This is a genomic window from Psychrobium sp. 1_MG-2023 (assembly GCF_030689115.1).
Lineage (GTDB): Bacteria > Pseudomonadota > Gammaproteobacteria > Enterobacterales > Psychrobiaceae > Psychrobium.
Genome location: NZ_JAUYVJ010000023.1, coordinates 15,522 through 27,630 on the forward strand (window position 1 = coordinate 15,522; position 12,109 = coordinate 27,630).

General features: G+C 40.1%; 13 protein-coding genes. 8 read left to right on the forward strand and 5 right to left on the reverse strand.

The features are described 5' to 3' along the window. The first annotated feature begins 17 nt into the window (after positions 1-17). The 6 genes from gspL (at position 18) to Q8W26_RS12380 (ending at position 4,299) form a co-directional block, all read left to right on the forward strand. The gene (gene gspL / locus Q8W26_RS12355) at positions 18-1,229 is read left to right on the forward strand and encodes a type II secretion system protein GspL (RefSeq protein WP_101213227.1); all 1,212 of its coding nucleotides are present in this window, start codon (positions 18-20) and stop codon (positions 1,227-1,229) included. Further along, a complete protein-coding gene (gene gspM / locus Q8W26_RS12360) occupies positions 1,226-1,696 on the forward strand; it encodes a type II secretion system protein GspM (RefSeq protein ID WP_101213226.1) in 471 nt (156 codons plus the stop codon). Before gspL ends, gspM begins: the two co-directional genes overlap by 4 nt. A 2-nt stretch (positions 1,697-1,698) precedes the next feature. Next, on the forward strand, positions 1,699-2,454 hold the full coding sequence (locus Q8W26_RS12365; RefSeq protein WP_101213225.1) for a type II secretion system protein N: 756 nt from the start codon (positions 1,699-1,701) through the stop codon (positions 2,452-2,454). A 24-nt stretch (positions 2,455-2,478) separates the two neighbouring features. Next, complete coding sequence (nudE, locus tag Q8W26_RS12370; RefSeq protein ID WP_101213224.1) at positions 2,479-3,030, forward strand: ADP compounds hydrolase NudE; 552 nt, start codon at positions 2,479-2,481, stop codon at positions 3,028-3,030. A gap of 13 nt (positions 3,031-3,043) precedes the next feature. Next, positions 3,044-3,853 (forward strand): 3'(2'),5'-bisphosphate nucleotidase CysQ, encoded by an 810-nt coding sequence (gene cysQ, locus Q8W26_RS12375; protein ID WP_101213223.1) that lies wholly within the window; start codon positions 3,044-3,046, stop codon positions 3,851-3,853. A 119-nt stretch (positions 3,854-3,972) separates the two neighbouring features. Continuing rightward, the gene (locus Q8W26_RS12380; protein WP_101213222.1) at positions 3,973-4,299 is read left to right on the forward strand and encodes a TraR/DksA family transcriptional regulator; all 327 of its coding nucleotides are present in this window, start codon (positions 3,973-3,975) and stop codon (positions 4,297-4,299) included. 60 nt (positions 4,300-4,359) lie between these two features. On the opposite strand, the gene sthA is transcribed toward Q8W26_RS12380, so the two are convergent. Further along, on the reverse strand, positions 4,360-5,802 hold the full coding sequence (sthA, locus tag Q8W26_RS12385) for a Si-specific NAD(P)(+) transhydrogenase (protein ID WP_370694282.1): 1,443 nt from the start codon (positions 5,800-5,802) through the stop codon (positions 4,360-4,362). Positions 5,803-6,005: 203 nt separating this feature from the next. Here sthA and Q8W26_RS12390 point away from each other — a divergent pair, with 203 nt between their 5' ends. Beyond that, positions 6,006-8,219: a TonB-dependent receptor gene (locus Q8W26_RS12390; RefSeq protein ID WP_101213221.1), complete on the forward strand. Its 2,214-nt coding sequence runs from the start codon at positions 6,006-6,008 to the stop codon at positions 8,217-8,219. A gap of 70 nt (positions 8,220-8,289) precedes the next feature. Here the strand turns inward: Q8W26_RS12390 and Q8W26_RS12395 are convergent, their stop codons facing one another. Then, positions 8,290-8,658: a DUF3718 domain-containing protein gene (locus tag Q8W26_RS12395; RefSeq protein ID WP_305473546.1), complete on the reverse strand. Its 369-nt coding sequence runs from the start codon at positions 8,656-8,658 to the stop codon at positions 8,290-8,292. A 416-nt stretch (positions 8,659-9,074) separates the two neighbouring features. Then, positions 9,075-9,443: a DUF3718 domain-containing protein gene (locus Q8W26_RS12400; protein ID WP_101213219.1), complete on the reverse strand. Its 369-nt coding sequence runs from the start codon at positions 9,441-9,443 to the stop codon at positions 9,075-9,077. 374 nt (positions 9,444-9,817) lie between these two features. Here Q8W26_RS12400 and Q8W26_RS12405 point away from each other — a divergent pair, with 374 nt between their 5' ends. Continuing rightward, positions 9,818-10,432, forward strand: coding sequence for an RNA polymerase sigma factor (locus tag Q8W26_RS12405; RefSeq protein ID WP_101213218.1), 615 nt, complete (start codon positions 9,818-9,820; stop codon positions 10,430-10,432). An 11-nt stretch (positions 10,433-10,443) separates the two neighbouring features. Here the strand turns inward: Q8W26_RS12405 and Q8W26_RS12410 are convergent, their stop codons facing one another. Further along, positions 10,444-10,953, reverse strand: coding sequence for a DUF4240 domain-containing protein (locus tag Q8W26_RS12410; protein ID WP_101213217.1), 510 nt, complete (start codon positions 10,951-10,953; stop codon positions 10,444-10,446). Positions 10,954-11,009: 56 nt separating this feature from the next. After that, positions 11,010-11,945: a LysR family transcriptional regulator gene (locus Q8W26_RS12415; protein ID WP_101213216.1), complete on the reverse strand. Its 936-nt coding sequence runs from the start codon at positions 11,943-11,945 to the stop codon at positions 11,010-11,012. Positions 11,946-12,109: the final 164 nt, after the last annotated feature.

Consider the following 12,109-nt stretch of genomic DNA (forward strand, 5'->3'; position numbering starts at 1 on the left):
ATGTTGGAGAATATAGAGTGAGCGAACGATTAGTTATACGCTTAGGTGGCCAGCAACAACAGCCAGTTAACTGGGTGGTGTTCTCTGATAAAGATCAGGAAATTATTGCATCGGGGCAACTTAATGATGCAGCTGAGCTAGATAACTTAACTGAGCAGGCCAAGGGGCGTACTGTGCAAGTGCTAGTGTCTGGTGGTGAAGTTAATTACTTTGAAGTTGAGTTACCAAAAAGTAATCGACGCCAAGCACTCAAAGCTATTCCATATATGTTGGAAGATGATTTAGCAACCGATGTTGAGTTATTGCACTTTGTTTATCCTCCTGCAGAAGGGGATAAGCAGGGCGTGTATGTCTGTGCTAAGCAGCAAATGGTGCAATGGGTTGATTGGTTAGCTCAGGCTGGGCTGGTGGTTAATAGCATGAGTGTTGATTATCTGGCTTTACCTTATAATGATAACGCTGGTCTTAGTGCATTGCAGTTAGGTCAAGACCTGTTATTCAGGCAAACTGCTACCCAAGGTTGCACTATTGATTTGCAGTGGAGCGACGTCTACATACAGCGTATTACTGCACCTCTGGAGGCTGAGCAAAGATTACAAGTGGCTAACTATGGAGTAGATCAAGTAATAGAGAGCGACAAGGTGGATTGGCAAGCTCAAACATTACAGATGCCTATGCAGTTATTAGCCTGTGGTATACAAGCAAACCCGGTTAATTTTTTAGTGGATGAGTATGCGCAAGAAAAAGAGCAGCCTATCACCTTTCAGCTATGGCGCCACGTGGCTGTAGTGGGTGTAATTGCGTTACTACTTATTTTTGTCGAACAGTTTTTTCGTGCGCAAAAATTGGAACAGCAAAGTGTTCAACTTAAACAACAATCTGAAGAGATTTATCGACAGTTAAACCCAGGGGTTAAGCGGGTTATCAAGTTAAAAAGTCAAATGAGAAAGCAACTTGGTCAACTCTCAGGCGGTAGTGGCGATATGCAATTGAGTAATATGCTAGTTACTTTGAATAAGGCTTTCAAGCAAGTACCGACGATAAAACCTGCGTCAATAAAATTTGACGCACGTAGAAAAGAGCTGAGGTTACAAGCTGAAGGTGATAGCTATCAGCAATTAGAAGAGTTTAAACGTGTGTTGGTAGGAGAATACTCTGTCACATCTGGCGCAATGAATAATACGGGCAGCAAAGTCACCGCTGCATTGACGATGAAGGTAGCATCATGAAGCAATGGTTTAACGGTTTAGATCAACGTGAGCAGAGACTTGTTTCACTCATGGGGCTAGTTATCTTCATCGCGGGTATTTTCTTTCTTGTATATCAACCATTACAGCAACGTTTAGTTAAAGCTGAACAAGCGGTAAAGCGTGAGAGCCAATTATTAGAATGGGTTAAAACCAACGCAGATCGTATTATCAGCTTACGTGCTGCTGGTGGTGTTAATGTTCAAAGTAGCAATTTACCTTTACAGCGAGTGATTAATAATTCATCGCGCCAATATAGCTTGGTTGTCAACAGGTTACAGCCGCAGAACAACAAACTTCAAGTGATGATTGATAAAGCTGAATTTAGCGTACTATTGCAGTGGATAGAGACATTACAGCTAGAGTATGGACTAACGGTTGATGTGGTTGATTTTCGTAGCGATGGCTTACCTGGTTTTGTTAAAACACGCTTGGTAGTGAGTAAATAACAATGAAGAAAATAGTTGGTTATATTATTGCTTCCGCCGTTGTTTATTTCGTATTTTTAATCTCGATTATGCCTGCAACAGCCGTATTGCCATGGGTGAAACTGCCTCCACAAATAAAATTGGGTGCCGTATCTGGCTCGATTTGGCAGGGGCAAGTGAGTTCACTGAGTTATCAAGGGTTAACAGTTGCACCGATACATTGGAAATTAGCCCCATTGTCGCTTGTATCGGCTTCAGCTCAGCTTGATATTAAGTTAGGTAGCCGTCAAAGTGAGATTCAAGGGGCTGGTCAGCTGACTGTAAAGCACAATGAAATTCTGATTGACGGTCTGACATTACAAGCGCCTATTGAACAGTTAACTCGAGTTGTCGCATTACCTATGGGGCTTAGTGCGTCTGGGAGAGCAAATCTAGACGTGTCTGCTTATCATTATACTGGCCTTTGGTGTCAAGAATTGAATGGTCAATTGAACGTTAATGAGTTGGTAGTATCGAGTGGTTTTGGCCAGGTTGATGTCACACGCGCACAGGCTAAACTTGGTTGTGACCAAGGAAACTTAGTGGCTAAGTTAGTGCCGAATACAAATAGCTTAGGAATTAAACTTGATGCTACTCTGGATAAAAGTCAACGATTGACTACGACAGGTTTCATTAAGCCGCCCGCAAATGCCCCGAAAGATTTTGTTAATTTATTAAAATTTATGGGGCAGCCTAACCCTAATGGACAATATCTAATTAACTACACGATGGCACTATAGGAACATCGACGATGTGGAGCGATCATGGATAAACCCAATCAATTACCTGAAATTTTATCGCTTAGTGTAAGTGCACAAAGCCGTTTATTTACGATTGAACAGGTAGAACTCAAGTTTTCTAATGGCGTTGAACGCCAGTATGAGCGCATGCGCAGTGGTGGGCATGGTGCCGTGATGGTTGTTCCTTTACTCGATGAAAAGACGATGTTATTAATTCGAGAGTATGCTTGTGGTACCCATACTTATGAATTGGGCTTTGTTAAGGGGTTAATTGACCCCGGAGAAACGCCTGAGCAGGCAGCAAACCGTGAGCTACAAGAAGAAATAGGTTATGGAGCCTCTAAGTTTACTAAACTTAAGTCATTGGCAATGGCCCCTACTTATTTTGGCTCCACAATGCATATCTTTATTGCTGAAGAGCTGTATGAGCAAAGGCTTGAAGGGGATGAGCCTGAGCCACTAGAGGTTGTTCAATGGCCGCTCGCGGGTATAGACAACTTAATGGTACAACAAGACTTTAATGATGCTCGATGTGTTGCCGCATTACTGATGGCGCAAACAAGATTAGCCATTTAATTAGGGGGCTCTTATGGATTTATGTGAATTAACACTAGCAGTGGAAAAGATTGCCCGCCAAGCTGGGGCCGAGATCAAGCGCTGTTATGATGCTGGTCAGTATGAATCTTATACCAAAGGGGACGAGTCACCAGTAACTAGTGCCGATTATGCTGCCAATGACATTATTTGTGCTGAGCTTTTAAAGCTTGCCCCTACAATTCCTATTGTGTCCGAAGAGTCAAAACCTGAGGCGATTGCTAATCGTCAACAATGGTCACGCTATTGGTTAATCGACCCGCTTGATGGTACTCAAGAATTTGTGGCAGGCAGTGGCGATTTCACCACTGTTATTGCGCTGATTGAAAATAATATTCCTGTTATTGGTGTGATATACGCACCAATACATGATCGTTGTTACTTGGCTTCATTGGGTAAAGGCGCATTTAAGCGGGAAGGTAATGAACTTATTCCCATTAAAGTCAATGATAACGCAAATGAGGGTATTTCTATTGCGGTCAGTTTGCGTCAGAGTAAAGAGACCGTACTTTCAAGGGTTTCTGCCGACTATGAATATCGATTGGTTCCAATGGGGAGTGCAACGCTTAAGGCGGGGTTAGTTGCTGAAGGCGGTGCGGATATTTATATGCGAGTGGGTCCTACTGGTGAGTGGGATACCGGGGCTGCTCATTGTATCTTAACTGAAGCGGGTGGTGATATTACTGATCTGTCTTTGAATCGTTTGACCTATAATTTAAGAGATACTTTAGCAAATCCCAATTTTGTTGTAACTGGTCATCAGAGCTTCCCTTGGTCTAAAATAATAATTGCGGAAGATAAATAAATTTGTAATGTAGATCAAGTTTGTATCCTTAAAGCGCGTTTATGATTGGCTTATTGAAATTAATCAGTTCGGAGTCTTAGCATCAGAAATGACTCGTGTACTAATTTAGTGAGGTAGGTATGGAGCAATTACAAAATATTCGTCAGCAGTTAATTCAAATGCAGCAAGAGCTATCCGATAAATTAGAACGGATTGTTAACCATATAACTACTGAGGCTAACTCCGATTGGTCTGAGCAGGCTCAAGAACGCGAAAATGATGAAGTTATCGATGCGCTTGGTAATGAAATGCGCCGCGAATTAAAACTAGTGAACCTCGCGCTACATCGCATGAAAGAGGGTGAATACGAGTTTTGTGAAGACTGCGGTGAAACAATCAATATCGAGCGCTTAAAAGTATTACCGTATACTCAACATTGTATTAAGTGTGCGAGTAAAGCGAGCTAAATAAACGATACTCATAAAAAAAGGCAATCATTGATTGCCTTTTTTGTATCCTCTCGTAAATTAGAATAGACGGTTTAGGCCATTAAGTGCCGCTACTCGATAGGCTTCTGCCATGGTTGGATAGTTAAATGTCGTATTGACGAAATACTCGATGTTATTACCTTCACCTTTCTGTTCCATGATTGCTTGCCCGATGTGAACGATTTCAGAAGAGCGTTCGCCGAAGCAATGGATACCAAGAATTTGTTTTGTTTCTCGGTGAAATAATAGTTTCAGGAAGCCTACATTAATACCACCAATTTGTGCGCGTGCGAGGTGTTTAAATTGGGCTCGTCCAACTTCGTAAGGGACTTTCTGCTCCGTTAGTTCCTGTTCGGTTTTACCAACTGAGCTAATCTCTGGGATAGTATAAATACCGGTTGGAATATCACGAGTTAGCTGTTCTTCACAATTACCACTGGCCATGGCTTTTGCTGCAATTCGTCCTTGATCATAGGCTGCACTCGCAAGAGAAGGGTAGCCTATGACATCGCCGACTGCGTAGATATTGTCAACACTCGTTTGGTAGTGGGAGTTCACTTTTACTTGCCCGCGAGAGTCCGCTTCAAGCCCAATGTTATTCAGCTTTAGTTTATCTGTATTACCCGTTCGACCGTTGGCAAATAATAAACAGTCTGCCCTCATTTTCTTACCAGACTCAAGGTGTACGATGACACCATCTGCCGTCTCTTCGATTTTTTCGTAGGATTCACTATGTCGGATCACCACACCACTATTCCAGAAGTGGTACGATAACGAATCAGTGACTTCAGCATCGAGAAATGACAATAAGCGGTCACGAGTGTTGACTAAATCGACTCGGACACCAAGGCCACGAAAAATTGAAGCGTACTCTGACCCAATAACACCTGCACCATAAATGATAATGCTTTTAGGTTGGTGGTCTAAAGATAAAATAGTATCACTGTCGTAAATTCGTGAGCTATTAAATTGAACGTCTGCAGGGCGATAAGGGCGTGAACCTGTAGCTATGACAATTTGATCGGCGCTAATATACTCTTTTTCGTTATTATGATTTACTTCAATAATTTTATTGGTGACAAAACTGGCTTCGCCGTTATAAATTGGACACTGATTACGGTAATAGAACCCTTGTCTTAGCTTTACTTGATCTTTAATGACACGCTCAGTGTGCTTGAGGATACTTTGAAATGTCATCTTCTCACCGAGACCATTTCCAATATCGAATCCGCCTTTTTTAAATTCAACAATACGCGATACAGAATGACGTAATGCTTTTGACGGGATCGTTCCCCAGTGAGTACAGCCCCCTCCAACATCATGAGCTCGTTCTATAACGGCAACGGTTTTCCCTTGTTTTGAAAGGCCCATTGCAGCTCCTTCACCACCAGGGCCTGTGCCGATAACAATGACATCGTAATGTGCAGAAATAGTTACATTGACGTTCTTTTCATTATCTATTTTATTCTTTTTGTTTGTCACCGACGTTATTCCTTTTATTCTTTTAATAGTTAAATACTACCTTGTGAAAGCTGAAAGCACCATGGCCTTAGCTATACTAGTAGTGATACGAGGGTTAGACCTTTGTATAGTTTTTTTGAATCGAAGTTATAATAAACAGTTGACTTTATATTGTTATGTTATAGCATCGTCGGGTTGTAATGTTATAACGTTTGGTGTATGAGATGTTTAAAAAGAGTTTAGTATTAACCGGTATGTTGGCTGGTGGTTATTTTGTTTCTGCGGGTGTTGCTGCTGAGGCGAACACTTCAGACAAAAAAAAGTCTGCAGAGCAAATTGAAACCATTGAAGTGAAATCCAAAGCGCATCTTTTGCGTAGTGACTTAGACTCTTTGATTTCCTCAACATTAGTGGAGCGCGAGCAACTTGATATTATGCAAGCAAGCAGCTTGGGTGAAACACTAAAAACCATTCCTGGTGTACATTCAAGTTATTTTGGTCCATCGTCTTCTAGTCCTGTTATCCGAGGCCTAGATGGCCCTCGTATTAAGGTCATGCAAAACGGTTTAGATGGGGGAGATGCGTCACGTAGTGCGCCTGATCATCAAGTCAGTAGTGAGTCTAGTACTGCGCAAGAGATTGAAGTATTAAGAGGGCCTGCAACACTACTTCATGGTAGTGGTGCCATTGGTGGTGTTGTTAATGTTGTCGACCAACGTATTCCGCAAGCACTTGTAGATGAAACAAGCACTGAATTAAGTGCTAGCTTTAATTCTGCGAATAAAGAAAAGAATGCAGCTTTTAAAGTGCTTACTGCTCAAGGTGATATTGGTTTGTATGTCGACGGCTTCGTTCGTGATGCTCAAGAAATGCAAACCCCATCATTTTACCTTCACGAAGAGCATGAGCATGATGACCACGAAGAACACGAGCATGATGACCACGAAGAGCACGGGCATGATGACCACGGCCATGATGAAGATAAAAATACCAAGTTAGACCATATAGAAAATAGCCAAGCTAAAAGCTCTGGCCTTACCTTTGGTACTAGTTACATTACTGATAAGCAAGTGACAGGTATTTCGGTCGGTTTCATTAAATCAGAGTATGGCTTAATTGGTCATGAGCATGATGAGCATGATGAGCATGATGAGCATGAGCATGATGAGCACGAGCATGATGAGCACGAGCATGAACATGACGAAGCCTTGCCTATCGCGAAAACTGAGCAATATCGAGTGCAGTTTTCAAGCCAATGGTTTAATCCATTTACAAATGTCAGTGAACTCTCGTTAAAAGCAGCCTATACGGATTATCAATTACAAGAAATTGAACACGGGCATGTGGCAACACAAATCGACACCTTAAATAGTGAAGCTAAATTACAGTTAACGCATCAATGGCTTCCAGAATGGGAAGGTATTGCAGGTATTCATTACTTAAACAATGAAACGAATCCTGTGGGAGAAGAAGCTAATTCGCCAAGCACAATAACGGAATCTTGGGCATTGTTCTTAACTCAAAAACGTCAAATTGATCAGGTTGAACTACATGTTGGTGCACGAATTGAGCAGGTTGATATCACCCCTGATCTAGAGTTAGCTGGTGCAGTAGATAATGTACAATTCACACCAGCAAGTTTCTCAGCAGGTATGAGCTGGCAGGTGAATAAACAGCACCAATTATTAACAAATCTAAGTCATAGCCAGCGGGCACTTAGTGCAAATGAATTATTTTCGTTTGGGGAGCACTTAGGTACAGCTTCTTTTGATGTTGGCGTATATTTTAATATGGCGTCAGAGCATGATGATGCTTTGCTAATACCAAGCTCTGATTATAATAAGCTTGAGACTGAAGACGCTACGACGATTGACTTAGGCTGGCGTTATGACGGTGATAAAGTCGTTATAGCTGCGTCACTATTTTATAGTGAGGTTGATAATTTTGCATATCAGGCACTTTCACCATTACATAATGATCATGGTTTGCCGATATATGAATATCAGCAGGATAATGTAGTGTTAAAGGGTGGTGAATTACAGTTAAGTTACTTCCATAATGATCATTTAACCCTGACCAGTTTTATCGATTACACTGCTGCGGAGTTAGAAGAGTCAGGGGAGTATTTACCACGTATTCCACCGATGCGCTTTGCAACGCAGATGAATTATGAACATCAAGATTGGCACTTTAACTTGTTAGCCAGCTATTATGCGAAACAGTCTGATGTTGCTCATTTAGAAGAGCCTACAGATGCATATACACTAGTAGATCTAAGTATTTATAAGCATCAGGCGTTGGTGACAGGTCAATTAAAGTATTACTTAAAGCTTAGTAATATTTTTGATGAAAAAGCCAATGTGCATAGTTCATTCTTAAAGGAGCAAGCACCATTGCCTGGCGTCAGTGCTAAAGTTGGTTTGCGCTGGAGCTTCTAAAGATACTGCAGTGAGTTAGTCGCTAGTTACATAGCAGGCGGCTAACTCATCTTTAGTGCTGTCGGTAGGGTTAATTGATGGTAATAATTACAGTATCTTTTAAATCTTTTTTCTTAGCATTTAATGCAGCTAAATCCGTAATCGATACTCTATTCTTGCGGTATTTATTAATATAAACAGCAGTATTCATTGCATCATATCGCGCAGCAAAATTGGCTATATTCTCACCATTACATTCTAACTTATTGGCTACAGTTTTGTCTTTTAAATGATACTCCTTGATCTTTTCTCTGTAACCTCTCAGATCACCACTTACGGCTTCAACGCATAACTTTGTTCCTGGTGCATCATTCCCAGGGATAAATTGGTAGGTAGTTGCTGCTGCGTTGTAAGATGTAGCGATAATAGCTGAAGCCAATGCAATATTTAAGATTTTCATATATTTCTCCAAATACATTTGATGATTAAGTTAGCCAAATCCTGGCCACAATATGTTCATTTTTTAACAGTACTTAATAAGTGGTTGTTACTGTGTTTTTCTCTCAGTAATAATGAGTGCTAAATGTAAAATTTTATGAATGCTTAGGTGAATTTAAATGTACCTATTGTGACTTGTTAGTCGTTGTAAGTTGGTGATCATTGGGTGGTTTTATAGTGATGCTAGGCTTTAATAAACCTGCTATCGACTGCAAGTCTGACATGATTTGTAACATTGGCTTTAAAATATTAATGGTTAAATGGGAGTTTTTGGAAGGCTAGGGACTTTGCTAGCTAATTTTTAAATACCTCTTAAATAAAAAACGGCCCATAAATGAAGGGCCGTTCGGGCTTTTATATAAATCACTTTTTTGAATATTAATTCACTGTGACAATGATAACTTCAGTGTCAGAGGTTTGTGGACTTTTATTCGCTGCAAGATCAGTAATTGTCACTCTATTTTTGCGGAATTTATTGATATGTGCGGCGGTTTTTAGCGCGTTGTATCGCTCTGCGAAACTTGCGACATTTTCGCCATTACAAGTAAGATTATTGGCTATACGTCTATTATTGAGACGATGGCTACGCATCTCGCTTCTATAGCCTTTCAGATCATTACTTCCTGCTTCAACACACAGCTTTGTGCCAACTTCATTATTGCCTGGGATAAATTTATATGTAGTCGCTGTTACTGCCATAGAAGAGAGAGTCAAACTGGTTATTATTGCTAATTTTAGAATGCCCATTGTATTTCTCCAGATTATTTATTTCTGACGTTGAACCTACAACATTTTAGATATGGCTATCCATAGTGTCCTTGCTCAGTCTACTAATAAGTGCACTGTACTGTGATTTCCTCTCACTATATTTTTATGCCAAATGTAAGATTTTATTTTTTATAATGATGCTTAAATATTGCTGTTTATTTAAACAAAAAAACTAATTGATTGAATAGATGAAGATTATCTTATTTACTGATTGAGTTTTGTGGCGGTAATGATCATATGTCATGACATGATTTGTAACATCAGAAAGAAAAACTGACATACATAGGCTAAATTTAAATGAGATAGTGATATCAAGATCATGTGTAGACGTGACTAGGTGGCAAGGATATCTTATGAATTCAGAGTATTATATTTCACACAATTACGTTAATGTTAATGACATTGCTTTAATGGCTTCGCTTGCTGAGCGGATAAAATTGAATGATCGCCATGCCGAGTGTGAGCTAATCAATAGCTTTTCAGCTTATTTAATGTCGTTTATTCATTCTAAGTTAAATGAAGAACAAATCAGTCTAGATATCTTCCAAGAAACCTTTACGCAAGTGATTATTAAGCTACGGCAGGGTAAATTATTAAAACCAGAGGCATTGAAATATTACATTACATCGACAGCTTCTCACTTAATTTATCAGGCAATAACATATAGGACAATTGTCCAATATAATGAAGATAATGAGAGTATTGATAGTCTACAAGATAATGGCATGAGTGGTTTTGATTGCGTGGTGACTGATGATAATACGCGATTATTAACCAATGCTATTGATTCATTGCCTACCGAGCGCGATAGGCAACTCTTAACTAGCTATTTTTTACATCAACAAGAAAAGAAAACGGTTTGTGATCAACTTAATTTAACTTCGTCCCAATTTGATCGCGTTTTATTTCGGGCAAAATCACGGCTTAAGGAAGTCATTACCTTAGAATTTGATGATTACATTAATTAAAGCCGATTAAGCTAGCCAGTCCAATACTTGGCGAATAATTCAGGGTACGTTTTTTTCACTAAGCGAGCTTTGTCTTTGAAGCGCTTCCCTTGTGGTTGTGTTTGACCAGAGGGGACGAAAGGTAGCTCTTGCTCGGTACGGTTTTCGTACAGTTGTCCTGCGATTAAGTCATATTCATCAAGGTAAGGGTTAGCGTACTCATCTTTCTGGTGAATCTCTAATTTCGCTAAACTATCAGGGTTGGCTAGTGCTTGTTCAAATATTGTTTGGCCCCGTGAAATTAACCAACACCTAAACTCAGCAAAGGCGAACTCACTATTACAGCCAGCAATAACAAAGGCGGCTCCCCATAGATCCCAAGTATATGCCTGGCGCATCTTTTGATTAAAAATTTTATCAAACGCTGCTAATTCCTCATTGCCAAGAGGTGTCAATTTCTCTGTTAAGCTATTTGCTAAGTGGTCTGAGTCGGCTAGAGGGTCAGTAGTACTAACAAGTTGCCAAAACTGTAATTCGGTCATAAAGTGATACGCTAAACATAGTTCAATAATGTGTGCTCTAGTGTATCACTTTATTACTAACAACTCGATGCAGCTTCAATGACTTGCTGTCTAAACCAAATATGACTGGCATCGTGATGCAATAGAGGGCTCCAGATCATTTTTAGTTCAATATCTGGGATTTCAAAAGGAGGAGCTAGGCTAGTATAATGGGGATCGTCTTCAAAACGCATAGCTGCTTTGCTAGGAAGTGTTGCAATGAGCTGGTCTTGTTGAGTCAGTTGGATCGCTACATTGTAATTACGAGTGAAGACCTTGATGGTTCGTTTTTCACCAATTTTAGCCAATGCTTCATCAACCCATCCAAGTTTTTGAACATCTTTAGGATCCATACCCACGCCGACACCAAACCCGGTCTTAGAAACCCAAATATGCTTAGCTCTGAGGTAACTTTGTAGTCCAAAGCGATTAACCATAGGGCTATTTGCTGCTAACAAGCAGGTAAATGAATCACGCCAAAGGGTTTTCTGGTGAAAAGATTGTGGCAACTCCTCAAAGCGATTTATCGCCATATCAACCTTGCCGGCTTCAACATCATGAAAGTTAATATCGCTTGGTGTCATGATATCAATGCTAATGTGCGGTGCGATTTTACTTATGTTGCTCAACAGGGTTGGTACAAGAGTTGAAGCTGCATAGTCACTGGCCATCAATCGAAATACACGATCACTGGTGGCAGGGTTGAAGTTATCTTCGTCTTGTAATGCTTCTTCTAGTTCTAATAAGATTTTACGAATCACAGGGGCTAAGGCTTGTGAGCGTTCAGTAGGTGCCATACCGTCAGAGGTGCGAACTAAAATAGGATCATTAAATAATGTCCTTAAACGTTTTAATCCATTACTCATGGCTGGTTGAGTAATGTTTAGTTGGTTTGCAGCTCGAGTGACATTTTTTTCTCGCAGTAATACATCGAGATAAATTAGTAAATTTAGATCGATCTTGTTTATATTCATGTTCTTAATACCTATGGGAAAACTATAAGTTACATGAATTATTAAAATATTTCCAATAATTATTAAAACGTGTGTTTGATTTGTTTTGTGTTGCTTTACTCCGTGTTTTATTAATGTCGAAAAGGGTCATTTTGATCTGCGTCAATATAAGGCATTGTTTTTAA

Coding starts and splice junctions, on each gene's coding strand:
- gspM (WP_101213226.1), top strand. CDS start 1,226: ATGAAGCAATGGTTTAACGGTTTAGATCAACGTGAGCAGAGACTTGTT.
- Q8W26_RS12365 (WP_101213225.1), top strand. CDS start 1,699: ATGAAGAAAATAGTTGGTTATATTATTGCTTCCGCCGTTGTTTATTTC.
- nudE (WP_101213224.1), top strand. CDS start 2,479: ATGGATAAACCCAATCAATTACCTGAAATTTTATCGCTTAGTGTAAGT.
- cysQ (WP_101213223.1), top strand. CDS start 3,044: ATGGATTTATGTGAATTAACACTAGCAGTGGAAAAGATTGCCCGCCAA.
- Q8W26_RS12380 (WP_101213222.1), top strand. CDS start 3,973: ATGGAGCAATTACAAAATATTCGTCAGCAGTTAATTCAAATGCAGCAA.
- Q8W26_RS12390 (WP_101213221.1), top strand. CDS start 6,006: ATGTTTAAAAAGAGTTTAGTATTAACCGGTATGTTGGCTGGTGGTTAT.
- Q8W26_RS12395 (WP_305473546.1), bottom strand. CDS start 8,658: ATGAAAATCTTAAATATTGCATTGGCTTCAGCTATTATCGCTACATCT.
- Q8W26_RS12400 (WP_101213219.1), bottom strand. CDS start 9,443: ATGGGCATTCTAAAATTAGCAATAATAACCAGTTTGACTCTCTCTTCT.
- Q8W26_RS12405 (WP_101213218.1), top strand. CDS start 9,818: ATGAATTCAGAGTATTATATTTCACACAATTACGTTAATGTTAATGAC.
- Q8W26_RS12410 (WP_101213217.1), bottom strand. CDS start 10,953: ATGACCGAATTACAGTTTTGGCAACTTGTTAGTACTACTGACCCTCTA.
- Q8W26_RS12415 (WP_101213216.1), bottom strand. CDS start 11,945: ATGAATATAAACAAGATCGATCTAAATTTACTAATTTATCTCGATGTA.